This window comes from Streptomyces sp. NPDC046909 (assembly GCF_040644695.1).
Classification (GTDB): domain Bacteria; phylum Actinomycetota; class Actinomycetes; order Streptomycetales; family Streptomycetaceae; genus Streptomyces.
The window spans coordinates 249,923-276,437 of sequence record NZ_JBEYXC010000015.1; the positions used below are offsets into that span (position 1 = coordinate 249,923).

Annotated in this window: 22 protein-coding genes and 3 pseudogenes; 8 read left to right on the forward strand and 17 right to left on the reverse strand. The window is 67.3% G+C overall.

Annotation, left to right across the window (positions count from 1 at the left end):
• Positions 1 to 82 precede the first annotated feature (82 nt).
• On the forward strand, positions 83 to 1,555 hold the full coding sequence (locus ABZ928_RS39375; RefSeq protein ID WP_361529789.1) for a DHA2 family efflux MFS transporter permease subunit: 1,473 nt from the start codon (positions 83 to 85) through the stop codon (positions 1,553 to 1,555).
• Between the two features lie 103 nt (positions 1,556 to 1,658).
• On the opposite strand, the gene ABZ928_RS39380 is transcribed toward ABZ928_RS39375, so the two are convergent.
• On the reverse strand, positions 1,659 to 2,828 hold the full coding sequence (locus ABZ928_RS39380; RefSeq protein ID WP_361529792.1) for an epoxide hydrolase family protein: 1,170 nt from the start codon (positions 2,826 to 2,828) through the stop codon (positions 1,659 to 1,661).
• Between the two features lie 102 nt (positions 2,829 to 2,930).
• Between ABZ928_RS39380 and ABZ928_RS39385 the strand changes: the two genes are divergently transcribed.
• Positions 2,931 to 3,530 (forward strand): TetR/AcrR family transcriptional regulator, encoded by a 600-nt coding sequence (locus ABZ928_RS39385; protein ID WP_361529795.1) that lies wholly within the window; start codon positions 2,931 to 2,933, stop codon positions 3,528 to 3,530.
• Positions 3,531 to 3,618: 88 nt separating this feature from the next.
• Here the strand turns inward: ABZ928_RS39385 and tnpA are convergent, their stop codons facing one another.
• Entirely contained in the window at positions 3,619 to 4,035 is a 417-nt protein-coding gene (gene tnpA, locus ABZ928_RS39390) for an IS200/IS605 family transposase (protein ID WP_361529798.1), read from the reverse strand.
• Between the two features lie 27 nt (positions 4,036 to 4,062).
• Between tnpA and ABZ928_RS39395 the strand changes: the two genes are divergently transcribed.
• Together ABZ928_RS39395 and ABZ928_RS39400 are read left to right on the forward strand one after the other, a co-directional pair.
• Positions 4,063 to 5,307 (forward strand): RNA-guided endonuclease TnpB family protein, encoded by a 1,245-nt coding sequence (locus tag ABZ928_RS39395; protein WP_361529882.1) that lies wholly within the window; start codon positions 4,063 to 4,065, stop codon positions 5,305 to 5,307.
• A 475-nt stretch (positions 5,308 to 5,782) separates the two neighbouring features.
• Positions 5,783 to 6,010, forward strand: a pseudogene (locus tag ABZ928_RS39400) (MMPL family transporter); the annotation flags it as partial.
• Between the two features lie 422 nt (positions 6,011 to 6,432).
• On the opposite strand, the gene ABZ928_RS39405 reads toward ABZ928_RS39400, so the two are convergent.
• A complete protein-coding gene (locus tag ABZ928_RS39405) occupies positions 6,433 to 7,350 on the reverse strand; it encodes a hypothetical protein (RefSeq protein ID WP_361529801.1) in 918 nt (305 codons plus the stop codon).
• A 664-nt stretch (positions 7,351 to 8,014) separates the two neighbouring features.
• Complete coding sequence (locus ABZ928_RS39410; RefSeq protein ID WP_361529804.1) at positions 8,015 to 8,437, reverse strand: Dabb family protein; 423 nt, start codon at positions 8,435 to 8,437, stop codon at positions 8,015 to 8,017.
• A 73-nt stretch (positions 8,438 to 8,510) separates the two neighbouring features.
• Between ABZ928_RS39410 and ABZ928_RS39415 the strand changes: the two genes are divergently transcribed.
• Positions 8,511 to 9,164: a TetR/AcrR family transcriptional regulator gene (locus ABZ928_RS39415; RefSeq protein WP_361529807.1), complete on the forward strand. Its 654-nt coding sequence runs from the start codon at positions 8,511 to 8,513 to the stop codon at positions 9,162 to 9,164.
• Positions 9,165 to 9,520: 356 nt separating this feature from the next.
• Here ABZ928_RS39415 and ABZ928_RS39420 read toward each other — a convergent pair whose 3' ends face one another.
• Positions 9,521 to 10,423 (reverse strand): RNA polymerase sigma-70 factor, encoded by a 903-nt coding sequence (locus ABZ928_RS39420; RefSeq protein WP_361529810.1) that lies wholly within the window; start codon positions 10,421 to 10,423, stop codon positions 9,521 to 9,523.
• 181 nt (positions 10,424 to 10,604) lie between these two features.
• Here ABZ928_RS39420 and ABZ928_RS39425 point away from each other — a divergent pair, with 181 nt between their 5' ends.
• Complete coding sequence (locus ABZ928_RS39425; protein WP_361529813.1) at positions 10,605 to 11,090, forward strand: carboxymuconolactone decarboxylase family protein; 486 nt, start codon at positions 10,605 to 10,607, stop codon at positions 11,088 to 11,090.
• On the opposite strand, the gene ABZ928_RS39430 is transcribed toward ABZ928_RS39425, so the two are convergent.
• The 7 genes and pseudogenes from ABZ928_RS39430 to ABZ928_RS39460 all read right to left on the reverse strand — a co-directional run bounded on the left by ABZ928_RS39430 (position 11,054) and on the right by ABZ928_RS39460 (position 18,095).
• Positions 11,054 to 11,332 (reverse strand): hypothetical protein, encoded by a 279-nt coding sequence (locus ABZ928_RS39430; RefSeq protein WP_361529816.1) that lies wholly within the window; start codon positions 11,330 to 11,332, stop codon positions 11,054 to 11,056. The genes ABZ928_RS39425 and ABZ928_RS39430 overlap by 37 nt on opposite strands.
• A pseudogene (locus ABZ928_RS39435) lies at positions 11,329 to 11,994 on the reverse strand (response regulator); the annotation flags it as partial. The gene ABZ928_RS39430 and the pseudogene ABZ928_RS39435, both read right to left, overlap by 4 nt.
• A gap of 206 nt (positions 11,995 to 12,200) precedes the next feature.
• Positions 12,201 to 13,091, reverse strand: coding sequence for a hypothetical protein (locus ABZ928_RS39440; protein ID WP_361529819.1), 891 nt, complete (start codon positions 13,089 to 13,091; stop codon positions 12,201 to 12,203).
• A 210-nt stretch (positions 13,092 to 13,301) separates the two neighbouring features.
• Positions 13,302 to 14,288 (reverse strand): L,D-transpeptidase, encoded by a 987-nt coding sequence (locus ABZ928_RS39445; RefSeq protein ID WP_361529822.1) that lies wholly within the window; start codon positions 14,286 to 14,288, stop codon positions 13,302 to 13,304.
• Positions 14,289 to 14,740: 452 nt separating this feature from the next.
• Positions 14,741 to 14,887 (reverse strand): annotated as a pseudogene (locus ABZ928_RS39450) (alpha-L-arabinofuranosidase); the annotation flags it as partial.
• Between the two features lie 125 nt (positions 14,888 to 15,012).
• On the reverse strand, positions 15,013 to 16,569 hold the full coding sequence (locus ABZ928_RS39455) for an alpha-L-arabinofuranosidase B (protein ID WP_361529825.1): 1,557 nt from the start codon (positions 16,567 to 16,569) through the stop codon (positions 15,013 to 15,015).
• Positions 16,570 to 16,661: 92 nt separating this feature from the next.
• On the reverse strand, positions 16,662 to 18,095 hold the full coding sequence (locus tag ABZ928_RS39460) for a glycoside hydrolase family 43 protein (RefSeq protein WP_361529828.1): 1,434 nt from the start codon (positions 18,093 to 18,095) through the stop codon (positions 16,662 to 16,664).
• Between the two features lie 918 nt (positions 18,096 to 19,013).
• On the opposite strand from ABZ928_RS39460, the gene ABZ928_RS39465 reads away from it, so the two are divergent.
• Positions 19,014 to 21,317, forward strand: coding sequence for a beta-L-arabinofuranosidase domain-containing protein (locus ABZ928_RS39465; RefSeq protein WP_361529831.1), 2,304 nt, complete (start codon positions 19,014 to 19,016; stop codon positions 21,315 to 21,317).
• Positions 21,318 to 21,384: 67 nt separating this feature from the next.
• Here ABZ928_RS39465 and ABZ928_RS39470 read toward each other — a convergent pair whose 3' ends face one another.
• From ABZ928_RS39470 to ABZ928_RS39485, 4 genes are all read right to left on the reverse strand, one after another.
• A complete protein-coding gene (locus ABZ928_RS39470) occupies positions 21,385 to 21,915 on the reverse strand; it encodes a hypothetical protein (protein WP_361529834.1) in 531 nt (176 codons plus the stop codon).
• A 720-nt stretch (positions 21,916 to 22,635) separates the two neighbouring features.
• Positions 22,636 to 23,760: an amidohydrolase family protein gene (locus tag ABZ928_RS39475; RefSeq protein ID WP_361529837.1), complete on the reverse strand. Its 1,125-nt coding sequence runs from the start codon at positions 23,758 to 23,760 to the stop codon at positions 22,636 to 22,638.
• A gap of 133 nt (positions 23,761 to 23,893) precedes the next feature.
• A complete protein-coding gene (locus ABZ928_RS39480) occupies positions 23,894 to 24,355 on the reverse strand; it encodes a hypothetical protein (protein ID WP_361529840.1) in 462 nt (153 codons plus the stop codon).
• Positions 24,355 to 24,576 carry a hypothetical protein gene (locus ABZ928_RS39485; protein ID WP_361529843.1) on the reverse strand — a complete coding sequence of 74 codons (222 nt, stop codon included), beginning with the start codon at positions 24,574 to 24,576 and terminating at the stop codon, positions 24,355 to 24,357. The genes ABZ928_RS39480 and ABZ928_RS39485 overlap by 1 nt, the downstream gene beginning before the upstream one ends.
• A 99-nt stretch (positions 24,577 to 24,675) precedes the next feature.
• Between ABZ928_RS39485 and ABZ928_RS39490 the strand changes: the two genes are divergently transcribed.
• Positions 24,676 to 24,822, forward strand: a complete 147-nt coding sequence (locus ABZ928_RS39490; protein ID WP_361529846.1) for a hypothetical protein — start codon at positions 24,676 to 24,678, stop codon at positions 24,820 to 24,822.
• A 37-nt stretch (positions 24,823 to 24,859) separates the two neighbouring features.
• Here ABZ928_RS39490 and ABZ928_RS39495 read toward each other — a convergent pair whose 3' ends face one another.
• The gene (locus tag ABZ928_RS39495) at positions 24,860 to 26,347 is read right to left on the reverse strand and encodes a hypothetical protein (RefSeq protein ID WP_361529849.1); all 1,488 of its coding nucleotides are present in this window, start codon (positions 26,345 to 26,347) and stop codon (positions 24,860 to 24,862) included.
• Between the last annotated feature and the right edge of the window lie 168 nt (positions 26,348 to 26,515).

Consider the following 26,515-nt stretch of genomic DNA (forward strand, 5'->3'; position numbering starts at 1 on the left):
CATTAGAAAGACTTGCGTATCTAACAATAGCGGCTTTAGCCTGACCTCCTAAAGATAGAGCCTTGTATCTTAAGGAGTGCCCATGGCCACCGTCGGCAACCCCGCCACATCCAGCCCACCGGACGCAGTCGACCCGACCGTGCGGCGCCTGGTGTTCACGCTCATCGTCGGTGCGCTCGCCGTCATCTTCGACACCACGATCATGAGCGTCGCCATCGACAGCCTCGCCGGACAGCTCCACACCACACTGGCCACCGTCCAGTGGGTCACCACCGCCTACCTGCTGGCCCTGTCCGCCACCATGCCCGCCGTCGGCTGGGCCCAGGCCGCCCTCGGCGGCAAACGGCTGTGGATCCTCGCCCTGGCGCTGTTCTTCGCCGGGTCGATGCTGTGCGCCGCGGCCTGGAACGCACCGGCCCTGATCGCCTTCCGCGTCGTCCAGGGCATCGGCGGCGGCATCATGATGGTCCTGATGGCCACCCTGGTCATGCAGGCCGCCGGCAGCCGCAACATCGGCAAGGTCATGGCACTGATCACCGTGCCCACCGCCCTGGGACCCGTCATAGGCCCGGTCATCGGAGGCGTCATCCTGCACTTCGGCGACTGGCGGTGGATCTTCTGGTTCAACATCCCGTTCTGCCTCGTCGGCGGCTGGCTGGCCTGGCGCAACCTGCCCGCCGACCGGCCCGGCGCCGGAACCCGCCCCCGCCTGGACACCGTGGGCATGCTGCTCCTGTCACCCGGCATCGCCGCCGTCATCTACGGCCTGACCCAACTCGGCGGAACCGACGCAATCACCTCCACCAAGGTCGGGCTCCCCCTCGCCGCCGGCGTCGCGCTCCTGGCCGGCTACACCGCCTGGGCGCTACACCGCGGTGCCGCCGCCCTGCTCGACATCCGCCTGCTCCGCCACCGCTCCCTGGCCTCCTCCACAGCGCTGCTGCTGTTGGCCGGAGCCGCCTTGTACGGCGCCATGCTGCTCATGCCGCTGTACTGGCAGCAGGTCCGCGGCGAAACGGCCCTGGGAGCCGCGATGCTGCTCATCCCGCAGGGCGTGGGCACCTTGCTGTCCCGCTCGCTGGCCGGGAAGGTCATGGACCGCATCGGCGCCCGCCCCGTCGCCGTCATCGCCTTCGCGGTCACCTTCGCCGCCACCGTGCCGTTCGGCTTCGTCACCGCCACCACCAGCGACGTCACGCTGATGGCCGTGCTATTCGTCCGCGGCCTCGGCCTGGGCGCGGCCATGATCGGCCTGATGGGCGGAGCCTTCGTCGGCCTGACCCACGACGAAATACCGGCCGCCTCCAGCATCAGCCGCGTCGCCCAACAGGTCGGCGGCTCCATCGGCACCGCCGTCCTGGTCGTGATCCTCCAGCGCGCCCTCGCCGATACCCACACCCCCGCCGACCTGGCAACCGGCTTCGACCACGCCTTCTGGTGGGCCGCCGCGTTCACCGCCGCAGCGATCCCGCTGTGCCTTCTGCTTCCGAACCGGCCCGACACCGAACCACAGCTCCAGGACACACGCTCTGACGGACAGCTCGCCGAAGCCTGACCAGTCCCGCACCGCGATGGTGCGTCACCCCGCTCGGGCTGGGCGCGACCTCCAGGTGGAACCCCGCCGCCGGTCGGACGCCCGCTGAGCTCGCGCGTCGGCGTCAGGAACGAAGGGGGCGCAGGCCGGTGCGGATTTCGCTGACCAGGATCTCGGGCTGTTCCAGGGCCGCGAAGTGCCCGCCCTTGTCGGCCTCGCCGTAGTGGATCAGATTGCTGTAGGTGTCCTCGATCCAACTGCGCGGCACGCGCGGGATGTCCCTCGGGAAGACGGTCACCGCGACCGGAAGCGTCACCTTCGGGCCGGCGAAAGTGAGCGACTTGTTCTCCCAGTAGATGCGGCCGGACGACGCCGCGCTGTTGGTGAACCAGTAGAGGGATATCGCGTCGAGCATGTCGTCGATGCCGAGAGCGTCCTCGGCGAGCCCATGGTTGTCGGTCTTGGACTGGAACTTCTCGTAGATCCAGGCCGCCTGGCCGGCGGGAGAGTCCGCCAGGGCGAATCCGACCGTCTCCGGCTTCGTGCCCTGAAGGTGGTTCGATCCGCCGAGCTCGCCGGCGTAGAGGGCGAGGGTCTCCACGGCGTCGCGCTGCTCGGGCGACAAGGTATCGGTGTCGGGTATCTGTGCGGGAAAGGCGTACTGGGTGTTGAGATGAATTCCGAGGACCCCCTCAGGTTGCATGGCCCCGAGGGCGGTGGTGACGACGGCACCCCAATCGCCGCCCTGCGCGGCCCATTTCGTGTAGCCGAGACGCTTCATCAGTTCCACCCACGCGCTCGCGATGCGCGAGACGGTCCACCCGGTCTCCGTGGGCTTCTGGGAGAACCCGAACCCGGGGAGCGACGGGACGACGACGTCGAATGAATCGGCGGCGTTCCCTCCGAAGGCGACCGGATCGGTCAGTGGGCCGATCAGCTTCAGGAAATCGAGGTTCGAGCCCGGCCATCCATGCGTGAGTATCAGCGGCATCGCGTGGGGGTTTTGGGACCTGACGTGAATGAAGTGGATGTCCAGCCCGTCGATCTCGGTCAGGAACTGAGGGAAGCGATTGAGTTCGGACTCGAAGCGCCGCCAGTCGTAGCCGCGCTCCCAGTGCTCGACCAGAGACCTGGCGTTCTCCACGCGAACCCCTTGCGACCAGTCGCCCACCGTTTCCGGATCCGGCCACCGGGTCCTGGCCAGTCGCTGCTTGACGTCGTCGATCTCCGATTCCGGGATCGAGACGGTGAGCGGGCGGACGAGGGCCGAGGGAGGCGGCGTCGGTGCGGTCATGGCCTTCTTCTCTTCTCGTGAGCTTCGAGGCGTAGCGCAACACTTCACTGCACACGGGTGTACAGCCAAACTCACTGTACACCCGTGTGCAATACTGGTGCCGTGTCCACCCAGTCCGCTCGCGTGCGCTCGATGATCGAGACCCGCGAACGCATCCTCGACGTCGCCCTCGATCTGCTCGGAGAGAACCCCGACGCCGGAATGGGCGACATCGCTTCCACCGCCGGCGTCGTCCGTCGCACGGTCTACGACCATTTCCCCTCGCGCCTCGACCTGGTCCGGACACTCACCGAACGGGCCGTCGCCGAGATGACAGCCGTGCTCACCGAAGTCAACGCCTCCGGCGCGGACGCGGACGCGGCGTGGGTCGAATTCATCGCCCGCCTCTGGCCGGTGGCGCACCGGTACCGAGTGCTGCTGGCGCTGCGCCGAGGTGAGTACGGCGAGGCGATCCACGCCCTGCTCGGGCCGGTCGACGAACTCCTCGCCGACCTCGTGAAACGGGGCCAGGACACCGAGGTGTTCGCACAGCACCTGCCGGCGGGTGTGCTCAGCCAGGTCGCCTACGGCGTCGTCTTCGCCATCGCGGACAGTGACCTGTCGAAGGGGTCCTCTGGCGCCCGAGCAGCGACGATCACAAGTCTGCTGATGCTGGGAGTTCCAGAGACACGCGCCATCGCCCTCGTGGGCGACCAGCCCTGACCCGCACTTATTTTACCGGGCTTCTTGCAGAAAGCCCCGGCGTTCACGCCGGGGATGAATGCATCTCAAGGCTGCTGTGACGTGCACGTTAGAGCGGTCGTTTTTGCTGCTCGATGTACTGGCGGACGATCGCCAACGGTGCTCCTCCGCACGACGCGGAGAAGTACGAGGGCGACCACAGATGCCCGTGCATGATGGCGCGGTTGATCCGGCCGGTGAACTCCTGTCGTATCCGGCGGGCGGAGACGCCCTTGAGGCTGTTGACCAGCTTCGAGACGGCGACCTTGGGCGGGTAGTGCACCAGGAGGTGGACATGATCGTGTTCGCCGTTGAACTCCTTCAGCTCCGCTTCGAAGTCCTCGCACACCTTGCGCATGATCTCCTCGCAGCGTGTCAGCATCTCGTCGGTGAACACCCCACGCCGGTACTTCGTCACAAAGACCAAGTGCACATGCATCGCCGAAACCACGTGTCTGCCACGCCTGTAATCATTCGGTCCATCCATGAGACCAATCGTAGTAGGATCTTGAGTGTGCAGCTCCGCTACAACTATCGGGCCTACCCGGATGCCACCCAGCGCCGTGCGCTGGCGAGCGCGTTCGGGTGCGCCCGTGTGGTGTGGAACGACTGCCTGCGCGACCGCAAGGAAGCACACGCGGCAGGGCTGGCGTACGTGAAGTCGGCCGAGCTGTCCCGGCTTCGCATCACCCAGGCCAAGCGCACCCAGGAACGTGCCTGGCTCGCCGACGTGTCGGCGGTCGTCCTGCAGCAGTCCCTGCGGGACCTGGACACCGCCTACAAGAACTTCTTCGACTCGGTCAAGGGCAAGCGGCAGGGCCGCAAAGTCAGCCCTCCCCGCTACAAGTCGAAGAAGGACACCCGGCAGTCGATCCGTCTCAACACCAACGCCTTCTGCCTCCAGGACGATGGCACCGTGTACGTGGCCAAGGTCGGCGGCCTCAAGACCAAGTGGCCCCGCCGGCTTCCGGCCGTACCCACGTCCCTGACCGTCACCAAGGACAGCTGCGGCCGGTACTTCCTCAGCTTCGTCGTGGACACCGAGCCGGACATCCTCCCGGAAGTGGACACCGACGCCGGTATCGACCTCGGTCTGTCGGCCTTCGCGGTCCTGTCCGATGGGCGGAAGATCGACAGTCCCCGCTTCCTGCGCCGGGCGGAGAAGAAACTCAAACGCCTTCAGCGGGAACTGTCCCGCAAGGTGAAGGGATCGAAGAACCGGGCCAAGGCCCGCATCAAGGTCGCACGCCAGCACGCCAAGGTCGCCGACCGGCGCCGGGACTTTCACCACAAGGCCTCCACACAGATCATCCGCGACAGCCAAGCGGTGTATGTGGAGGACCTCGCGGTGTCCGGCCTCGGCCGCACCCGGCTCGCCAAGTCCGTGCACGACGCGGGATGGTCCGCGTTCGTCGGCATGCTGGAGTACAAGGCCATCAAGCACGGCCGCACCTTCGCCAAGGTGGACCGGGCCTTCCCGTCCTCTCAGGTCTGCTCGGCCTGCGGATTCCGGGACGGCCCCAAGCCCCTGCACGTCCGCCAGTGGACGTGCGGCGCATGCGGCACCATGCACGACCGCGACCACAACGCGGCCCGCAACGTCCTGTTGGAGGGACGCCGAATCGTCGCCGCCGGACGGGCGGAGACGCGAAACGCCTGTGGAGCGCCGGTAAGACGGGCACACGTGCCCGCACAGCGCGTGGAAGCAGGAAGCCTCCGGAAGGGTCAGACGACCCAGGCTGGAATCCCTGGACTTTAGGCCAGGGAGCACGTCAAGCGTCAGAGCTGCAACCGGGCCGGGCCGGGTCAGGGCTTCGGCCATCGCCTGGGCGAGGCGCTTCGACCCGTTGACATCGGGATGGGTGTGGTCGGGGGCGGCGTATGCGTCGTCGAGGAGGGAAGGGTCGGCTCCGGAGCGGATCGCCGCGTCGAAGTCGACGAATGCGTGCCCGGATGTGCGGATCCACTCGTCGACCGCGAGGCAGAAGTCTTCTCGGTCTGGGCCGGCCGCGAGATCCGGGGCAAGCGGGGTGACGGTGGTGAGGAGCACGGTGAGCCCTGCCGTCCGGGCCCGACCGATGAGCTCTCGGTAACCATCGATCAGCTGGGTGAGGGTCGGTATTTCGTCCGGCGGCGTACCTCTGCCGGGAAGGCTCCAGTCGTTGCTGCTGTAGGCGATCACCAGGTGCGTCACGCGGCGGGTTGCGAGCACGCCCTCATCGAACCGGGACAACGACGACGCCTTGATCAAGCCCATGGCCTTCACACTCGCCGTCGGCGTCGTCATCGACGCCTTCGCTGTCCGCCTGAGCCTCGTCCCGGCCGTCCTCGCCCTCGCCGGACGACACGCCTGGTGGCGCCCCGCCTGGCTCGACCGCGCCCTGCCCGACCTCGACGTGGAGGGCACACGCCTTCAGAAGGCCCCGCAGGTGCGGGAGAAGGAGTCCGAGCGAGTCTCCTGAACCGGCGAGCCCAATGTGCTCCGGGAGACGGCCGAGCCGGGTGGTGAAACGCGACTACGAGCAGGTCAGCCACGTGAACGATTCAGCGAACGTGCGGCGCGGACATGTCGTTGCGTCACAGACGAAGCGCCGGACCTTCAGAAGGATCACGACGCTTCGCTCACCAGGGCACAGTGCGCGGGTCCGCATGACCGGCTCGATCACTGGCTGCCCCTGCGGAAAGCGGAGTTCCGCAGGGACTTGACGGAGCGTCAGTATCGGCTGTGCGTGGGCGAAAGCGCAGCGTGAACAGCTCGATGCGATCGTCGCTGCATTCCGTTGCGGCAGCTCCGCCGCCCAGCCCCCTGCGAGTTGGCTGGAGGTGTGGGTTCGACGGAGCTGTCGCACGTCCTACGGCGTGATGCGCTTCCTTGCGGTCATGCTCATGAGCGGCCGGTGCGGCGGGTCATGCGGATCGCGCCGACGCCGAGGGCGATCACCAAGGCGCCGCCGCCGGCTATCAGACCGACCGGTGCGCTGGAGCCGGTCTCGGCCAGCGGCGGGGTGCTGTCGCTGGGTGAGGGAGTCGGTGTAGCGGGCGGAGTCGACTCCAGCGGGGGGACGTCCGGGGTGGTCGGCGGGGTGGTGGCGGTGGACGGCGTCGTGGGGGTGGCGGGGGGAGTTGTCTCCTGAGCGGGCGGCTGGCTGGCCGGCGGCGTGCTCGGGGTGGCGGGCGTCGACTCCGAGGGCGTGGGGGTGGGGGAGTCGGGCTGGTCGGGCGTGCAGGACTTGTCGCCGCCGTTCCACGCGGCGATGAGGTGGTACGGGGTGACGATGTTGCCGGGCTGGTACGGGGCGGGGCCGTGACCGTCCTCCGACTTGCCGTCGTAGATGATGTCGTCGCCGTACAGGTCGATCTGCCCGTAGCAGTCGGGCGCCTTCACCGACAGCTTCTGCCAGGTCCGGTTGCCGTCGCCGGCGAGGTCGGCGGCGGTGAGGTAGACCGTGGCGTGGTCGACGAGCGTCTGGCGGCCGGAGGTGTACCAGTTGGAGCCTTCGGTGGTGTACTCGGCCAGCGAGACCGGGTACTTGCAGCCGTCACCGACCGTCTGTCCCGGGGCCAGACGGACCTCGACGGTGCCGGGGGCGGAGTCCCACTGGTGGAAGCCGCCCTGCGAGGTCCAGTCGGCGCCGACCGGGTTTCCGTCGGCGTCGACGATGCGGTACTGCACGGTGGCGGACTGGCACCCGCCTGCGGTCGTGGCGCTTGCGGCAGTGGCCCCGAGCAGGGGTGTGGCACAGGCGAGGAAAGCGGTTGCGGCGAGGGCGGCCGACGTTCTGGAGCGGGGGGAGCGCGTCAAGATGTGCCTTCTGAGGAATTGAGAGTGTGGGAGGTGGCTGAACGCGAGCGGCCGACACACGAACAGGCGAAGAAACCTGTCGTCGTGCCACTCGCATCACATGGCTCACTTCAGACGCAGCGAGCAACACGAATTCTTGTCATCTTTCACAACTCCCGTCAATCTTTTACGAGTTCACCACAGTCTCAAGTCGATGACGGTCGGTCAGGGAAGTAGAGGGAGGTGGCCGAACCCCCTCACACCCCGCGATAGGCGGTATTTCAGTCTCCCTGCGTAAAAGGGCCATGCAAGGGCAAGCCGAGCGGCACCGCCAAGGCGTCGAAGGGTCTCCAACCAACCCCGGGCAGAGCTCGATCCACGGCACTTCCCACTGTTCCCCGTAGGACGCCGTCGATGATGGGCAGGCCGCCAGCGGGGCCTCGCCGCCCCCTACCCCCAACAGCTGGTGTGCAATGTCCGGCTGCACCCACCGGCGGGCCCATGGCGCGGGGGGACGCACGTGAGCACAACACCGTCGGCAAGTCCCGCACCCGAAGACCTGGCGGAGCACCTTCCCCACGTCGGCCGGGCCCTGTGTGCGGCCCTCACTTGGTCGATACGACGCTTGCGGGGCCCGGTTGCGAGACATGGACCAGCCCCTACCCGTGCTCCGGCCGGTCATCGGTCATGAACCGTCTGATGGTCCCGAGGCGAGCTGTATGTCAAGCAGCGGTTCGAGTTGGGCGGCCCACTGCGGGTGCATGGCGGCCTTCTTCTCGTGCAGCGCCATGATCTCGCCGGCCAGCCCTGGGGCCATGTCGTCGGAAAGGTCGGGGCCGATGGAGATCTTGGCCAGGTGCGGGATGATCTCGGGATCTCCAGCGAGGTGAACCGGGTCGTGCATGTACCGCTCGAGGGCCGCGAGGTCCTCAATGCCCACGCAGTAGGCGTGAGTGAGGCCGTCGGCGGGATCGCCCAGGCTCTGCCCGACGGTTGCGAACGAGACCGACTCGACGGACGCCGTTCGCCGCATCAGCGCGAGCACCTGGGCCTTCTGCTCCTCGGTCGTCCCGTCCTTGAAGGCGAAGCGCAGCGTGTGAACGATCATGGCTTCCCGTCCCTTGATTGAACTGGTCAGTTCAGTAAATCTTCCTTACTGGTATTGAAGTTAGAATGAACCCATGGGTTCAACAGCGTCAAGCGGGCACAGTGGTGTCTCGCGCGGGCGGGTCGACAAGCGACAGGCGATCCTGGACGCCGCGTTCGCCGTCTTCGCGCGGCGCGGATACGCACAGGCATGCGTGCAGGAGATCGCGGAGGAGGCGCGCGTCGCCAAACCGACCGTCTACAGCCACCTGAACGACAAGGAGACCCTCTTCCGCCACACCCTCGAGGCAGCTGCCGACGCCCTGATGGCGGAGAACCTCGCGGTCGTCGAGCGGCTGCGCGAGCGAGCCCCGGACGATGACCTGAGTGTGGCGCTTGCGGACGTGGCCCAGCGACTGCTGCGGATCTGCTGCGGTGAGCGCGCCCGCGCGCTGCGCTGGTTGACCTACGCCCAGGTGGCGCGATTCCCCGACCTGATCGAGACCGTGCAGGAGCGCACCGCGCACCGACCCCGCGCGGCGCTCGCCGATCGGCTGGCCCGCCTCTCGCTCGCCGGCCGCCTGCGCCCCTGCGACCCGGAGCAGGCCGCCGAACACTTCTTCGCCCTACTCACCGGCCCTTTGGAGTCCCGCTCCCGGCTGGGCACCCGTCGCGTTGCCGCCGCCGAGCTCCGCGTCATCGCGGATGCGGGCGTGGACGCCTTCCTGCGCGCGTACGGGAGCGACTGAGCGGTCTGTTCGGTGATGCTTGGCTGCAGTTCGGGGACGAGGCGGCGGGGAGGGATTGCCGTACGGAAGATGCTGCGGGTGAAGTTGACGTTTGATCAGGAACGTGAGGTGCGTGAGCGGCTCCGGGTGCATGATCTCGCGCCGCATGCCCGGCTGCGTCAGGTGCCGGGTGTCGGGTGAGGACCATCTCGGCCCGCTGACCACGGCGTCCAACTTGGCCGTTGGCTTGGCGGATGTGGGTCGGGTGGAGGAGGCAGGCGCGTGCTCTGGGACAGGAAGTCCTGTATCGGCGGGGGTGTTGGGCGAGGGTCACCTGGACACCCTGAAAGTCTGTTGAGGCGCTGGGTGGTCCCGGCTCAGCGGCCCATCGCCGTCTCGCGGTTCATGCGTGAGAGCTTGTCTGGATTGCGGACGGCGTAGAGGCCGGTGATGAGGCCGGCGTCCAGGCGGAGGGCCATGATCGTGTCGATCCGGCCGTCGCGGCGGATGATCAGGGCCGGGTGGCCGTTCACCAGGGTCGGTTGCGGCAGGGCGCCGCTGAGCCTGGTCAGGACCTCGGTCACGTCGGCCGCGCCCACCACCGGTTCCACGGCGGCCCGTACGACTCCGCCGCCGTCCGTGAGGAGGACGACGTCCGGGGCGATCATGTCGAGGAGCCGGGTCAAGTCACCTGTTTCCACCGCTTGTTGGAAGGCCGCCAGCGCGTCGCGGGTCTGGGACGGGGAGACCGTCTCGCGAGGACGGCGCGCGGCGACGTGGGTGCGGGCGCGGTGCGCGATCTGGCGGACGGCGGGCGGGGTCTTGTCGACGGCCTGCGCGATCTCGTCGTAGTCCAGGGAGAAGACGTCCCGCAGCACGAACACGGCACGCTCGGTCGGCGTGAGGGTCTCCAGTACGAGGAGCATCGCCATGGAGAGGCTGTCCGTGAGCTCGACGTCCTCGGCCACGTCGGGGGCGATGAGCAGCGGCTCGGGCAGCCACGGGCCGACGTAGGACTCCTTGCGGCGGCGGAGTGTGCGCAGGCGGGTCAGGGACTGGCGGGTGGTGATGCGGACCAGGTAGGCGCGTGGGTCGCGGATTGTGGTGTGCTCGATGTCCGACCAGCGCAGCCATGTCTCCTGGAGGACGTCTTCGGCGTCGGCCGCCGATCCCAGCATCTCGTAGGCCACCGTGAACAGCAGATTGCGGTGGGCGATGAAGCTGTCCGTGGCCGTGGTCATGGCCGCCCCGGCATCGGTCCCGGCATCCCTGTTCGCCATCGTCGGTTCCTGACTTCTGTCGCGCTACGTGTGGTGCGTGTCGTACACGGGACACCGCTGACGCCGGTTCTGTGACAGCCGCGCCCCGTGGCCCACGTCACATCCGCCCCGTGTCACAGGGGCGCGGCCTCCGGCGCCTCATGGGCATCAGCCACACGATTCCGCGAGTGAGGAAGCCCGGATGGAAACCCGTATGAACTTGTTCGACACGGAGCTCGGCACGAAGGTCGGGAAGCGGATCTACGCCGTCAGCCAGGTCATCCAGGAGTCGCCGTTGCCGAAATCCACCCAGGAGTTGGTGCAGCTGCGAGCCAGCCAGATCAACGGGTGCGGTTTCTGCGTCGACATCCACAGCAAGGACGCCGCCGCGGCCGGCGAGGACGCGGCCCGGCTCAGCCTCGTCGCCACCTGGCGGCACTCCACCGTGTTCACCGAGGCCGAGCGGGCCGCGCTGGCCCTCTCCGAGGAGGGCACCCGCATCATCGACGGATACGCAGGGGTCACTGACGAGACCTGGGCCCAGGTGCGCAAGCACTACGACGAGGAGCAGGCGATCGCTCTCGTCTCCCTCGTCGCCATGATCAACGCGACCAACCGGCTCGGCGTGATCCTCACCAACCAGGGGGGATCCTACGTGCCCGGCAACCTGGCCACCGTCGCCGGTTGACGCACCGAGACCGGCCCCGGTCGAAGGATCGGGGCCGGTCTCGGTCGTGCGGGAGCGGTCGGTAACCAGTCCGGCCCGCCCTCGTCGTCGTCCTCGCCCTCGTCGTAGTCCTCGCCCAGCTCCGGCCCATCCGGGTCACGCGGCGGGCGCAGGGCGCCGGCGGCCGGGACGGAGGCGGTGAAGCCGTAGCGGCCGAGCAGGTTCAGGTCGCGGTGCTTGAGCGGGAGAGCCGTCCTCGTCACGCGGTGAACTCCTTTGCCCCATGCGCCGATGCCCGCGGGAACGTACGCTCGGCAGCTCCCGACTCTCCGTCTCGCCAGCCATAGCGCCGCTCGGGCTGGCCGCTGGCGCCGTAGCGCAGGGAGACGTCCGCCGTGCCGGTGGTGTGGAAGTGCTCCAGGTAACGGCGGGCGCTGACACGGGAGATACCGGTGGCGGCCGCGCATTCGGTGGCCGACAGGGTGCCGTCCGCATCGCGGAGGGGGCGTTCGACGAGGCCGGCGGTCTCCACGCTCAGGCCCTTCGGGAGTCTGGCGACAGCAGTGGGGACAGACCCCGCGGCCAGAGCCCGGTCGATGTCGGCCTGGCCGCGCACGACCGTGGTGAGAAGACGGCCGCGGCGTGCGGCGTACCGGTCCAGGCGGGGCTTCAGGTCCTCATAGTCGAAGGGTTTGAGCAGGTAGTCCACGACACCGTGGCGGACCGCGCCGCGCACGGTGTCGGCCTCGCGCGCGGCACTGATGACCATGATGTCGCAGTCGTGTCCGGCGGCGCGCAGCCGCGGGATGACGTCCAGGCCGAAGACGTCGGGCGGATAGAGGTCGAGGAGAACGAGATCCGGGCGCAGTTCGTCGACTGCGGTGATGGCCTGCTCGCCGGTGCCCGCGGTGCCGACGGCCCTGAACGAAGGCGGAAGCGGCGGCGAACTCCTTGGCTTCGGTTGCCCTGTTGAGCGACACGACGCGTCCGGAGCGGCCCCGACCCGGCTGGTCGGACCGGCCGGGCAGACCTACGCGCCGCCGGCCGAGCGGGCAGACGTCATTCGCCAGACCCTCTATCTGCACTGGAACCCGCACGGCCCCGTGTTCTCAGCCGCGCGGAGGGGGCACTTCACTCGATGAAGACCTTCACGGAGTCTGGGTTCCCGCTGTTTCGGTTGACACCGATGAAGAAGTCGCTCCCGATGTGGGTGACATCTTCGATCTCGTCGATCAGGCTGTTCCCCGGAATCCCGATGTCGCTCTCCACATCACCTCCGGACCAGTTGTACTGGTACACCCAGTTCCACCCCGTTACGGGTGTTGAGCTGTTGATGGACTTGGTGTTCCAGACGTAGTTCTCGGAGCAGTCGATGCCTTGGTCGGAACGATTGTCGTGACTCGTCAGGTTGCTCTTCACCAGCGTCCATCCGCTGGTCAGCGAACCGGCACCGGGATGGGTCCACAGATTGCCCGAGCGGCGGGCAGCATATTTTCCGGCTCCGTCGGCCGCGGTCGCGCTGTAGCAGAGGCCGCTGATATTGCCGATGGGCAGATGGACTTCCTCGCTTGCGCCAATGGAGCCCGACGAGTTCAGGTGAACGATCGTCACATCGGCGCTCGGATAGGCCGATTCACTTCCTTGGGTGGCAATCAAGACAGGACCCTGGTCCCGGTAGTCCGGATGGTAGGCGAGGTCGTTGCCGTGCCCGAGTGCGGGTATGGAGGTGGGTGCCCCGGCGCAGGTCCAGCTGGCGCCGTCCCAGGTTGAGCCGTCACGCAACCATCTGGACAGGACCGGCTCCTCACCGCCCGCCTTGGTGAAAATGATGTAGAGCTGGCCGCCCGGCCCAGCGACCATGCCTTGCATGACGGTGCGTCCTGCCCTGCATGCGCTGCTGTTCGGGATGTTCAGCCGTTCCGCCCCGCTCCTGTCCGTGGCGGCGTAGGCGGACGTTGTCGAGACAATGGCGATTCCGGTCAAGAGTGCCAGTACGGACGCGAAACTCAGTAGTTTCTTCACGCGGTGCCTCTCTGAAAGCACGGCTGTGACGACCCGTCAGCGCCACTGGGCTGGGCATATCGTTCCGGTTTGAAAAGTCGTCAAGTCCGTTTCGAATGTGTCAATTAAACGGCTGATCTTGGTTGTCGAGTGGTCGGTTGCTGCTCGGGGGCAGGCAGTACCCATCGAAACGACGAGTACCGCCTGCTCGCTCAGCGGTCACCGACGCGCTCAAAGGGCGGTGGTCGTCTGCTCGCCGGTTGCGCTGCCGGCGAGCCACTGGTCCCATCCCAGGTTGAAATCGGCGTAGCCGTTGTCGGCCGGGGCTTTGCCTCGGGGCGAGCCGGTGACAGTGACGGGGTCGCCCTGCTTGACCTGATCGTAGAACCACTTGGCGTCCGACAGGGACAGGTGCACGCAGCCGTGCGAGCCGCGGGCGCTGCCGCTGCCTGGGTTGGGGTCGCCGGTCGAGTAGTGGACGTAGGTGCCGGACTGGGTGAGGTGGACGTCCCAGGGCAGTGTCAGGTCGTAGTAGTTAGGGCTGCCCTTGTCACAGCTGATTCCGACGCTGCAGGAGGTCATGTGGACCTTTTCCTGCTTGTCGATGACGGCCATCGTGCCGTCCCACGTCGGGTACTCGGCGCTGCCCGCGTTGATGGACAGGGTGCGCACCGGAGCGCCGTTGCGGGTGACTTTCATCGTGTGGCCGGTCACCGAGACGTCCGCGCGCACGTCGTCTCCGATCTTGAATGTGTGCGTGTAACTGTGTACGCCGTAGCGTCCGTTGCCGTTGCTGACGCCTGTCATGTCGGCGTCGATCTTCACCGTCGTCCCGGACGGCCAGTACGTCTTCGGGCGCCAGTCGGCGCGCTTGTCGCCCATCCAGTGCCAGGCGCCGGCCACCGTCTGTGAGGCGCTCACCTTCATGTGCTTCTCCACCGTGGCTCGCGCCTTGGCCGCCACAGGGTTCGTGAAGATCACCGAGATGGGCATGGCCACGCCGACCGTCGTTCCCGTCTGCGGGGTGATGGTCTCCAGCAGCATCGGCGGGCCCGCAGGCTTCGTGGGTGACGGAGAGGCGCTCGCACTCGGCTTTCCCGACGCCTTTGCGTCGTCGCCGCTCGCCTTGTCACTGCCGGCCCCACCGCAGGCGCTCGCGCCCACCAGCGTCACACCCGTGACGAATGCGACCCATATGCTGCCCTTGCGCCGTCCCACGAACTCCCCCGTCTTCTCGCTCTTCGGCTCTGACGAGCCCGTCTTCCTGTCAGACAGAGACGGCTCGAGGTGCAGTTGCATATGTCGCGTAAAGCGTGTCCCAAGACTCACCGGCCCGGCCCGGCCCGGTCCGGTCCGGTGGGGATGGAGGCGGTGGCGGTGGCGTGGCCCTCCACGCCACGCTCGGTGACGTCGGCGACTCGACCCACGCCGTCGCGGAGGCCGGACACCGGCGCCACCCCAGGGCCGTACCGGGCCGGTCGGCGCCCGGCGCGGACGGCGGCAGGCCGTGTGCCGGTGCGCTGGTCGGCTGAGCCACCCGGCAGGCGGGGCCGCGAGCGTCGACGATGGACCATGTCGGCAGCTACCTGGGTGCCGACGGAGGTGGCAAGCGCCGCTTCTCCTCCAGCCGCAAGACGGTCAACCGCACCACCACGTCCCACCTTGGCGGAGCTTCCCTCCTGCTTGGGCAGGATGAAGGGGTCGCGCAGACCGTCGTCGCCCGCGGTCGGGGTCACGACGGGGTTGTTCTGGTTCAGTGGCATCCATTGCGGCGCGTCGGTGCTGACGGCGAGGTGCAGGCCGTAATCCGTGCCGAGGAGCTGCCGGCGCGGCGGTCGCGGGGTTGCGCTCATCTGGTGTCTGCGCGGCGAAGGAAGGTGCGGGCGGATGAAGAACCTGTGGGCGGCCCCGGCCCGGAGCCGCCCACAGGTTCGGTCCCTCGTCAGCTCCAGGGAGCCGCGGTGAGCCAGCTGGTGTCCTGGGCCCATGACGTCGTGGAGTCCCAGGCGTTGGAGCCGCCGTTGCCGGCGATGTAGACCGTGTAGTTGTAGTGGCGGAGGTACTTCGTAGGGAAGTTGACGGACTGGAAGGAGGTGCCGACGCCGCTGTTGCCCGTGGTGGGGCAGAAGGTGGCGTCCTTGGCGAACGCGCTGCCGCCGTCGTCGAAGTTCAGGTTGAGTTGGTAGTTGTAGTGGCGCAGGAACTGGCCGGGCTTGTCGACGGACTCGAAGGACAGGCACGAGGTGTTGGCCAGTCCGGCCCGGACGATCCAGGTGGCGTCGGCCTTGTCGGTGGCCGAGCTGGCAGCGGTGATGTTGGAGATGACGACCTTGGTGTCGGCGTCGTTGTGGCGCAGGTAGTGCGAGGTGCAGCAGGGCGAGGTGGTGGCCTTGAGAGAGATCCGGGAGCCGGGGGTGAGGGTTCCGGTGCTGGTCGAGCCGCTGCTGTAGGCGGCGGCGGTGATGTTGGCCTGGACGGCGTTCTCGGTGGCGTCCGAGGGGTAGCCCTGGGTCATGACGCCTTCGTAGAAGGTGCCCTGGGCCCACTTGCTGTTGTCACCGCCGATGCCGAGGATGATCGCGCCTTCCTTGTGCATCGGGTTGTAGCCGGAGGCGGTGGGGCGTATTCCGTTGTAGAAGGTGGACAGGGCGCCCGACTGGGCGTCGCCGCCGCGCAGGGCCCACTGGTTCGCGCCGCCCTTGAGCATGGCGGTCAGGAACCGGTGGTCGACGCTGGGGTTACCCGCGTTGAATCCGCGGTTCACCCCGGAGAACAGGCCGTTCTCCAGATCGGCCATGACCCAGGGGCCGTTGCCGCTGCCCCAGCCCCAGCCTTTGTTGTTGCCGAAGTAGAGGGCCTCCATGTGGCCGTTGCCGGTGTCCAGGTTGTTGGTCTCGGCGTTGCCGTAGTCGAAGCAGCAGCCGCCGTTGAAGTGTTTGCCGTTGAAGATCGCGTACATGCCCTCGGGCTGGTCACCGGTGGCGATGCCGTTGGTGCTGTTGTTGCGGTAGCCGGTGCCGGGGGCGATGTAGACGCCGTACGCCTTGTGCCCGCCGACCGTGACCGGCGCCTCGACGGCGTTGGCGAGGTTGTCCGGCCCGCCCGCGGCTCCGCCCCCGGGTGCCTGGGTGAGGTGGTTGCCCTTGGGGGACTGGTCGTAGATGACGGTGATGAGGCAGCTGGTGTTCGCGCAGAAGGAGTCCTGCTGTGCGGCGTCGGCGTATCCGCCCTCGCTCAGCAGGCCGATGTCCTTGGTCGCGTTGTCGGAGGCGCGCCTGACCTGGTACAGCGGGCCGTTGTACGCCCCGTACAGGGCGCGGGTGGTGCTGTGCGCGGCGACGCAGGGGGTGCTGCCCGCGGCGTAGATGTCGCACGGCCCCTGGGTGGCGGCCTGCGAGGGGGTGGCCGTGGCGGTGAGCAGACCGGCGGCGAGGGCGGCGGTGGCCCCTGCCGCCAGCAGCGCGCGTCTGGCGCGGTGTATCCACTGTTTCTTGATCATGAAGGACTCCTACGCAGAGTGGAGCGCGGAAGGTGAGGGGAACTCCTGGATGTCGCCGGCTCACGGTGCGGCCTCACCGCGAGACGGTCGGGTCAGCTCGTCACGCGGAAGGTGGCGTCGCTGCGGGCTGTCGCGGTGGTGATCGGGTCGAGGCGCAACTGATAGGCGTAGTGGCGGATGTAGCGGTCAGGGTGGTTGTACGACTGGAAGGACGACCAGGTGGGGTCGGCGAGTCCGGCGACCTTGTTGAAGGTGGCGTCGGCGGCGAACTGGCTGCTGCCGTCGTTGCGGGCGAGCTGGAAGTCGTAGTTGGCGTGGCGCAGGAAGTAGCCGGGGTAGTTCACCGACTCGAAGGAGACGGTGCCGGTGCCCGCGAGGCCGGACCTGATCCGGAACTGGGAGTCCTCGACGGGGCTGACGTTCGGATCGATGCGCACGTCGAAGTTGGTGTGGCGTACGTAGCGGTCCTGGAAGTTGTACGACTGGAGCCGGTTGGCCGGGGTGTTGGGCCAGCGGGCGAGGACGCGGCTCTCCTCGGCGGCCGTGAGGTTCATGATCCAGCCGTGGCGCTTCTTGGTGCCGCCCATGGTGTAGCTGGTCGACGCCAACTGCTGGTAGGCGGCGGGGTTGGACGGGTCGGTCGTGGTGACCGGCATGTAGCCGCGGTTGGTGGCGTACTGGTCGAGGTAGAGCGCCCACTTGTTGGTGCCGTTGAACTTCATCCACATCGGGCCCTCGACCTGGGCGCCGGTGAGGCCGATGCCGGAGAGGTTGCCGAGGCTCGTCCAGGTGCCGAGGATGGAGTTGCTGCCTTCGAGGGTGATCTGTCCGTCACCGGAGGCCCGCACGTAGCGGTAGTTGCCGACGCCCGGGGGCACTTCGATGATCTGGGTGTCGATGATCTCCTGGCTGCCGGGGCGGTCGATGTAGATCTGGGGGGTGGTGATGGTGTGGAAGTCGCTGGTGCGGGCGTAGAAGATCCGGTGCTTCGTGGCGCCGTTGAAGGGGACGTTGGTGGCCCAGTACAGGACGTAGTCGTTGGTCTCGGGGTCCCAGATGGCTTCGGGTGCCCAGGCGTTGCGGCCGTCGGGGATCGCGCCGGCGACGTTGAGCAGCCACGGCTGTGACCAGGTGACCAGGTCGGTGGACTCCCACACGACGAGGTTGCGGCTGCCGTTGTTGATGGCGGCGTTCCAGTCCTGGCCGCAGCTGATGCACAGGTCGGTGGCGATGATCCAGTATTTGCTGCCGTCGGGGGATCGGACGAATACGGGGTCGCGTACGCCCTTGGTGCCGACGGTGGAGCGCAGGACCATGCCGCCGCCGTTGAGGTCGTTCCAGTGCAGGCCGTCGGTGCTGTGCGAGAGGTACATCTGCTGGTTGGTGGCCCCCTCCCCGGTGAAGTGCACCATCAGGTAGCCGGGGTCGGCGGCGGCCGCCCGCTGGGGTGTGGTGAGGGCCTGGCCCGTGAAGAGGAGGCAGACGGCGAGCAATATCACCGTCAGCCGGGCGCGGAGCGCAGACATCGGATCTCCTGTCGGGTGCGGGTGCCACCGCCGGGCGAAGGGGGAGCGGCGTGGCGGGGGGAACTTGGTCTCGGAGTGGGCGGGACAGGGCCCGGACACCGCGCGGGCCGGAAGGGGGATCCGATCGACGGTGTTTCACCGCTTCGCCCAGGACGTCGTGGTGACGGCGGGTCAGGGCGCGTGAGCACATGCGTCTGTCCAGGTGGGGCGGTTGCGGCACGGGCCGGGTGTCTGCGCTTCTCAGTGCCCGTGACAGCGATTCAGATGGGGGAGGTTCGGCCGGAAGCCTTCAGAGTCAACTCGCTCTCCGATCAGGCGTGGTGGACGATATATCGAACGCTGTTCGTGAAATCGGGCAGAGGCTAGATCCGGAAAAGAGAGCGCGTCAATACATCCGACACATCCGATTAACCGAACGTACAAATGAGCCATCCGGCACTCGCCCGGCCCCCTGGCCCGGCTCATTCGAGAGGACCGCAGTGGCTCAAGGGGGCCACGAGTGTCCGCCTTCGCTCCCACGCCTCCAGCGACAACCCCCGCCTGTACAACCCCCGGCACGCCGCACCCGCAGGCGACCTCCGTCTCCTACCGGGGCGCGGAACTGCGCGCCTGCGCGGCGTGGCCGAAGAACTACGGGATGAGCGGGCAGCCGGTAAGAGTTTGTGTTCACAGGCTAGACACAAGCAACGTCCGTACCCGTTAATCCATCCCATGCGTCAGCGAGGATTTACGTTCCATATTTCGGACGACGTTTGAAAAGTCGAACCACGTGGGGCGGTTGCCGTCGCCCTGCCGGCCGTAGGGCGCCGCGTCGGCAGCACGCGAGCCCGTGCCGCGCCACGCCCGACCGACCGTCGGACGTGTGAGCCGGCACATCAAAAGCCCAAGCAGCCTCCCTGCCCTAGCGAAAGGCTCAAGATGTCTCCCTCCGTCAGCAGACGTCGTCTCCTGCAACTGGCCGGGGCCACCGTGGCCGCGTCTGCCACCGGACCCTTCCTCGGCGCGTCGTCCGCCCAGGCGGCCATCACCCCCGCGAGAACCGACATCGGGGTCCTGGCGCACCCCTTCGAACTCGGCCAGGTCCGGCTCACCGCGAGCCGGTGGCTGGACAACCAGAACCGCACCCAGAACTACCTGCGGTTCATCGATGTCGACCGGCTGCTGTACAACTTCCGCGCCACCCACAAGCTGTCCACCAACGGCGCGACCGCCAACGGCGGCTGGGACGCGCCGAACTTCGGCTTCCGCACCCACATCCAGGGCCACTTCCTCACGGCATGGGCACAGTCGTACGCCGTGACCGGGGACACCGCCTCCCGGGACAAGGCCACGTACATGGTCGCGGAACTGGCCAAGTGCCAGGCCAACAACAGCGCCGCCGGCTTCAACCCCGGGTACCTCTCCGGCTACCCCGAGTCCAACTTCACCGCTCTCGAACAGGGAACCAGCGGCGAGGTGCTGTACTACACCATCCACAAGACCCTCACCGGCCTGCTGGACGTATGGCGCCACATCGGCAGCACACAAGCCCGGGACGTGCTCCTCGCCCTGGCCGGATGGGTCGACTGGCGCACCGGCCGGCTGACCACCCAGCAGATGCAGACCATGCTGCGCATCGAGTTCGGCGGCATGAACGCCGTACTGACCGATCTCTACCAGCAGACAGGCGACGCGCGATGGCTCACCGTCGCCCAACGGTTCGACCACGCCGCGGTGTTCGACCCCCTGGCGGCCAACCAGGACCAGTTCAACGGACTGCACGCCAACACCCAGGTGCCCAAGTGGATCGGGGCCGCCCGGGAGTACAAGGCCACCGGCACCACCCGCTACCGCGACATCGCCACCAACGCCTGGAACATCACCGTCGACGCGCACACCTACGCCATCGGCGGCAACAGCCAGGCGGAGCACTTCCGGGCCCCGAACGCCATCGCCGGCTATCTGACCAACGACACATGCGAAAGCTGCAACACCATCAACATGCTCACCCTCACCCGGGAGCTGTTCACGCTGGACCCGAACCGCGTCGCGCTGTTCGACTACTACGAGCGCGCGTGGCTCAACCAGATCATCGGCCAGCAGAACCCGGCCGACGACCACGGCCACGTCACCTACTTCACCCCCCTCAAGCCGGGAGGCCGACGCGGGGTGGGCCCGGCGTTGGGCGGCGGCACCTGGAGCACCGACTACGGCACCTTCTGGTGCTGCCAGGGCACGGGCCTGGAGATGCACACCCGGCTGATGGACTCCATCTACTTCCACAACGACACCACGCTGACCGTGAACATGTTCGTGCCGTCGGTGCTCACCTGGACGGAGCGCGGTATCACCGTCACCCAGACGACGACCTTCCCTGTCAGCGACACGACGACCCTCCAGGTCACCGGCAGCGTCAGCGGAACGTGGGCGATGCGCATCCGCATACCGAGCTGGACCACCGGGGCCACCATCAGCGTCAACGGCGTCGCGCAGACCATCACCACCACGCCCGGTAGTTACGCCACCCTGAACCGCTCGTGGACCTCCGGCGACACGGTCACCGTCCGCCTGCCCATGCTGATCGGCATCCGACCGGCCAACGACAACGCGAACGTCGCCGCGATCACCTACGGCCCGGTCGTCCTCGCGGGCAACTACGGTGACTCCGCACTCAGTGCCCACCCCGCGCTGACCACGTCCTCGATCAAACGGACCAGCAGCAGCTCACTCGCCTTCACCGCCACCTCCGGCGGCTCCACCGTCAACCTGGGCCCGTTCTACGACGCGCACGGCTTCAACTACGCCGTCTACTGGAACACCACCGGCAACACCGTCCGTCTCGTCAACGCGAACAGCGGTCTCCTGCTGGGCATCCAGACCATGTCCACTGCCAACGGCGGCCGCGCTCTGCAATGGACGGACAACGGCACCGCCGACCACAACTGGGAAATGATCACCGATGGAAGCGCGGTCCGCTTCCGCAACGCCAACAGCGGCAAGGTGCTCGGCATCCTGAACATGGACACGGCAGACGGCGCGACCGTTCTGCAGTGGTCCGACAACGGCACCGCCGACCACAAATGGACCCTGCTCGACCAGGGCGACGGAACCTACAAGATCCGCAACGTGAACAGCAGCAAGCTGCTAGCCATCGCGGGCAACTCCACCGCGGTCGGCGCGTTCGCGGTCCAGGACGCGGACGACGGCACCGCCGACAACCGCTGGCGCATCGTGCTGAAGTAGCGGAGAAGGTCGAGGGCGCGCCTCCCGACAACGGAAACGCCGCGACCTGGCCGGAGGCGCCGTAGCGTTACTTGTTCTGGCAGGCCCTCGCTTTGAACTCCGCTATGGGGACCGTGACTTCGGATTCCTCACCACTGTCCGAGATCTTGTCGTAGCGGACTTTTCCTGGAGTGAGCCGGTCCCGGTCGCTCGGAGTGAAGGAGACGCTCCTCGATGACCACGAGTTGTCCGTGGTCCAGCCGTAGAGGGCATACGTGGTCTCGGTGGTGAGGGCAGTGAGGGATCTGGTCGCGGTCCAGCCGACGGCAGGAGAATCGAGGGTCCAGGTGGTGAGACCGGCCTTCAGAGGGCGGTCGGCGGCCCATGAACCGACCGTGACCGCCTCGTCGACGTCGTCGCTGTCCACGTAGAGGGCCGCGCCATCGATCTGATGTCCACAGACCATCATGACGCCGAGCAGATGGCCGTCGCCGGTCACGGAGATGCCGGCGACGGCATCGACGGGAACCGTGCATCCTGAGATCGCAGCCAGGGCCGCGCCGACCGCGACAGCGCCGACGAAGCGCCGGAACACCGGCCGCGAAATGATCGACCACATACTCAGCCCCCCGCCCGGAGGCGCGCGTGAGCCTCCCGCCCCCGAATGGTAGGGGGCGAGCGGCGCCGGTCCGCAGCCTCGCCACCCACCCGTTGCGCGTTCGTTGTCGCCGAGGCGGAGGCTTGCTCCGCTCCGCCCAGCTCCGTCCCGGACCGCCCCCCGTCGCGCGCACCCCGACGGCGACGGCCGCTGCTCGACCTGCACCTCCGCCCAGACCGTGACCGGCCTCCTGGAGGCGAGCACGTCATGACCGAGACGCTCCACACACCTCCGCGGCCAGTACCCCAGCAGCCGCTGCGCCCCTTCGCCCGTGAGCCGCGACGCCGGGAGGAAGAACGGGCCCGCGCGCTGCGGACCGGGCACGTGTGCCCTGACTCTGCGTGTGGCAACAGGTGCGAGCCGGTGCTCGTCTACGAGCGCACCGGGTGGGGGTAGGTGGCCTGGACCGTGCCCGACGACGGCAGCCTGCCCGAACTCCCGCAGCAGATCGGCGTGATCACCCTCAGCCGCCCTGTACGCCCTGAACCTCGGTGTTCCCTCCGACCTTGAACGGATCGATGACCTCACATCTTCGTTGCTCAGAAGAGGACTGTCGACTCGCCTGATCAGTTACGGGACAGTCTTTAGAAGAGCATGCGATCCGCCGTTGTATGAAGACCGCGTAATGCGGCAGCCGCGCATCGCATACTTCACGGGAATCATTCTGCCCGTCGGAATGTGTCAGACTTTAATTCCGAACAGTTTTTCCGCATTTCGGAATGCAATTTTTTCCTTGGCTTCGCGCGGCAAAGCTACTCCCCGGAGCCAGTCGGTTTGAGTTTTCATATCCGCAAACGGATAGTCGGTTGCAAACATCACTCGATCCACACTTATGTGCTTCAGCAGGAGATCGAGCAGTTCAGTCTGGGGGAATGCGCTGGTTGTGAACCAGAAATTTTCATGGAAATACTGCTCGAACGGCTTGTCCAGGCTTTTCTCGGTCACTTCGCCCATCTTCTCTACGATGCGTTCGTAGAAGAACGGAAGGCCCTCTCCCATATGGCCGATGATAATCTGGAGCTTGGGATGCCTGTCGAATACCCCTGAGGTGATCATTCGGAGGCACTGAGTAACGACTTCCTGGTGCCATCCATAGGCGGAGATGCTGAGAACCTGGTCCTGGAACTCCTTCTGATATTCCGGCAGCATATTGCTGTAGTAGATTTGGAAAACCTCGTCAGGCGGCAGGCCCGGATGGATGTACATCGGCACATCAAGGGTTTCGGCGCGCGCCAGCAGGGGCTCAAAGTCGGGATGGTCGAGGAATTTCTTCCCGATGATTCCATTGGTCAAGCATCCCAGGAAGCCATCTTCCCGAACTGTGCGTTCCAGTTCGTCTGCCGAGGCCTCCGGACTCTGCAGCGGCAAGGTTGCAAATGCCTGAAACCGCCCCGGATAGGTGGCCATCGGTCCGTCGACGAGCATCTTGTTGAGGCGATACGCGAAATCGATGCCCTTCCGGCCTTTGACATTCTGCACACCTGGCGTATGTGCGGAGAGGATTTGAACGTTGAGCCCCGCCTCGTCCATTGCACCGATGCGGCGCGGGCCGAGCTCGGCAAGACCGGTATCCTCAAGGAACAGCCTGTCGTTCAGCACCATCAACTCATGGGTGGAAAATGTCTCTTCCGTGCCGATGAAGGGCAGGTCCTGGTCTCGCTGTAAAAAATCCGCAGTCTCGTCCGCTTCCGCGCGGGAGGAAATGGCATGCGTGGACAAGCCGGCACCAATGCCAAGTGCTGCCGCGCCGGCTAGAAAGCCGCGGCGTCCCGTGAGGTGCTGCAGAGGGTTTGCGTTGGACTTCATGTCAGTTTCTCCTCAGGTGTTTGTGTGGTGCGGTATCCATGCGGCATCCGTCTGCAAGACGCGACGGGTTACCTCGCTTATCTGGATGCCTAATTCCTACCGAGCGAACCTGAGACGAACGTTAATGCGCTGCTCAGGCCGGTTGGCCGAAGCATGTGTCCAGCGCACGCACCAGCGTGGTGGCGTCGAGATCCTGCCCGGTGGGCAAGGCCCGGGCGACACAGCCGTCTGGCCGGATGAGCAACGCGTCGACGTCCACCCGGTCCGTGCGGGCGGTGACGGTGTTGCCCCGTCCTGTCCACGCGGTCGCGGCGTCGCGGATCTCCACGCGGTCGACGAGGTGGAGCAGGAGCCCACGACCTGCACGCAGCAGGTCCGCCGATCGGGTCACCGCGGTGACGACGTCCGGTGCGGGCCGCTCCAGCGTCAACTTCACGTCCGGGCACAGGGTGCCGACGAGCCGATGGTCGTCGCCCAGGTCGTGCCGGACGTCCATGCCGGCGAGCATGTCGGCGACGTACCGGAGGGCGTCGTCCGGGTCCATCGGGTCGGAGAACAGCTCCCACAGCGCCCTCGTCTGCGGGTCGGGGCGCATCAGTTCGATGTGGCGGTTGTGGTGGTCCGGGGCAGTCTGGGCGGCGGGTTGTTGCTGCCCGTACTCGTTTCCGCCTCGCTGAGGAGGCTGCCGAGGTTGGCGTCCGGTTCGGGGTAGTCGTAGTCCGGGCAGGGGGCGGCCTGCATGGTGCCGGGAGCCGAGGGTGGGCGAGGGGCGTCGCTGGCGTCCTCGCGGCCGTCGAGGCCGGGACGCCCGCGCACCCACAGTCCTTGGAGGTCCTTCGGGCCGTCCGGTACCCATGCGGACTGGTTCCGTCTCGGCCCCGCCGCCGGGTTCGGCGCCCACATGCCGGCGAACGTGTGGGCGCCTTCTGCCTCGGCGGTGATGTCATCCTCTCGGACGCCGACGGCCGTTCCTTCATCCCCGGCCCCGACTACGCCATCGCCTTCGTCGACGAGCCCGACAAGGCCGCGCACCATCAGGGGCGCTTCTGCGTGGCCTACTGAGCAGGCCCGCTCCCGCTCGTCCTGGCCGCCAGGGTTTCTACGCCCTCACTTCGCCCTTCGTCAGCAGCCACTCCTTGTGCACGGCGCCCAGAGGGATCCGTGTCTGGAAGACGGGCGTGCCGAAGATGGACAGCTGCAGATTCAGCGTGCCGCTCAGGTCGACTCCGCCGTACAGGGCCCAGGAGCCGGAGGCGGAGCCGGTGCCGTTCGCCGAACCTCCAGCTGTCGCGTTGGATTCGGCGCGGAGATAGGGGGCGAGGTCGGCGGTGACGCCCACCGTGCCGTAGAGGCCCACCGTCGCCTCGGCGCCCATGGCCGCCTTGACATTGCCGACGGTGGTGACCGTCGTCTTGAGGGGCTCACCGGTCATGTGGGATTCACTGACGCCGCGCCAGCCCTTGGCCCAGGTGAAGTTGCCGCCTACGCGGAAGTCTCCCTTGAGGTCCTGTTCGGCGTCGACCGTGACGCGGCCGTCGGCGTCCACCCGGAAGTAGCAGACGAGATCGAGATTGACGACGATCGGGACCGGGCCGACCTGGATCACGGGGTCGGCGTGCAGTGCGGCGAAGGGGATGCGGATCGGCTTCCCGTTTGTCGTGCCGGCGGCGCGGCCCTTCAGCTGCCACTGGGAGGTCCACTCGCCGGTCAGACCCAAGAACGCGCCGCTGGGCGAAGAGCTCGCGGCAGCGCGGGATCCGTCGTACGAGAAGGCGACCTCGGGGGCCAGTTGGACAAAGCCCTCGAGCGAGGCGGCGGCCGAGACGGGGGCACCTGCGGCGGTCTGCACAGCGGTTCCGACGTCGATGCGCAGGCTGCCCAGCGGGAGCTTCGCGCCCTCGGGTCCGAAGGTGAGATCCCCGGTCTTCGCCCAGGAGACCTTCACGCCCTCGACGAGCGGCTCAACCTTCAAGGCGGACGGGTCGACGGGGACCGCACCGTCCGCCTTGCTCTTACCCAGGACGGAGTTGAGCTTGGCCGGTTCCGTCTGCACGGTCGCACTGCCGTCCGCCGCGGTGTCGACGATCTCGGTCACCTTGGCCAGTACGCCGTCGGGGGCGCCGGGGGCGGGGGCGCTGGCTATGACGTCGCCGACAGCCACGGCGGTCTTGGAATTCGCGCCGCCCGATCCTGCGTCCTGGGGAGTGCCGGTGGCGGCGGGCGAGGAAGCGGTCGTTGTCGACGGGGTTGCCGACGGTGCCGTGCTCGAGCCGGAGGGCGGTGCCGCTATGACTGCCCTGCCGCTCTTCCTGTCGTACGACGCGACTTTGAGCGCGGATTTCCTGGCCCGGGCCTGGTCGGGCGTGTTCGCGGCGGCCACGGCGGTCGGGGTGGCGACGTCGGCGGTCGGGGCGGAGACGACCGCGAGTCGTTCGTCGTCGGTGCCGGGCTTTGAGGCTTCGGCCGTCGAGGCGGCTGTCTCGCCGGTGGTGGCGGGGGAGTGGGCGGAGCAGCCGGTGGCCAGTAGAGCCGCGACGGTGATCGTCGACAGGGCCGAAACCAGGGCATGCGCTCTGAGCTTGTGCACGCGTGAGTCCTCGGGAGCGGTGGTGGGGGGTGTGCTTCGGGAAGGAATGGCGTAGTGCCATGGCGCAGGTGCCATGGCGACATTCCGGTGAGCGGGTATGAGAGTGGGCGGGCGTGGTCGGGCGGCGCGGCTGTCCTCGTGACACGGGTGTGAGTAGTTGGGGTACAG

Coding starts and splice junctions, on each gene's coding strand:
- ABZ928_RS39415 (WP_361529807.1), top strand. CDS start 8,511: ATGGGTTCAACAGCGTCAAGCGGGCACAGTGGTGTCTCGCGCGGGCGG.
- ABZ928_RS39470 (WP_361529834.1), bottom strand. CDS start 21,915: ATGTGGTCGATCATTTCGCGGCCGGTGTTCCGGCGCTTCGTCGGCGCT.
- ABZ928_RS39465 (WP_361529831.1), top strand. CDS start 19,014: ATGTCTCCCTCCGTCAGCAGACGTCGTCTCCTGCAACTGGCCGGGGCC.
- ABZ928_RS39375 (WP_361529789.1), top strand. CDS start 83: ATGGCCACCGTCGGCAACCCCGCCACATCCAGCCCACCGGACGCAGTC.
- ABZ928_RS39425 (WP_361529813.1), top strand. CDS start 10,605: ATGGAAACCCGTATGAACTTGTTCGACACGGAGCTCGGCACGAAGGTC.
- ABZ928_RS39420 (WP_361529810.1), bottom strand. CDS start 10,423: ATGGCGAACAGGGATGCCGGGACCGATGCCGGGGCGGCCATGACCACG.
- ABZ928_RS39480 (WP_361529840.1), bottom strand. CDS start 24,355: ATGCGCCCCGACCCGCAGACGAGGGCGCTGTGGGAGCTGTTCTCCGAC.
- tnpA (WP_361529798.1), bottom strand. CDS start 4,035: ATGGATGGACCGAATGATTACAGGCGTGGCAGACACGTGGTTTCGGCG.
- ABZ928_RS39475 (WP_361529837.1), bottom strand. CDS start 23,760: ATGAAGTCCAACGCAAACCCTCTGCAGCACCTCACGGGACGCCGCGGC.
- ABZ928_RS39410 (WP_361529804.1), bottom strand. CDS start 8,437: ATGATCGTTCACACGCTGCGCTTCGCCTTCAAGGACGGGACGACCGAG.
- ABZ928_RS39460 (WP_361529828.1), bottom strand. CDS start 18,095: ATGTCTGCGCTCCGCGCCCGGCTGACGGTGATATTGCTCGCCGTCTGC.
- ABZ928_RS39380 (WP_361529792.1), bottom strand. CDS start 2,828: ATGACCGCACCGACGCCGCCTCCCTCGGCCCTCGTCCGCCCGCTCACC.
- ABZ928_RS39455 (WP_361529825.1), bottom strand. CDS start 16,569: ATGATCAAGAAACAGTGGATACACCGCGCCAGACGCGCGCTGCTGGCG.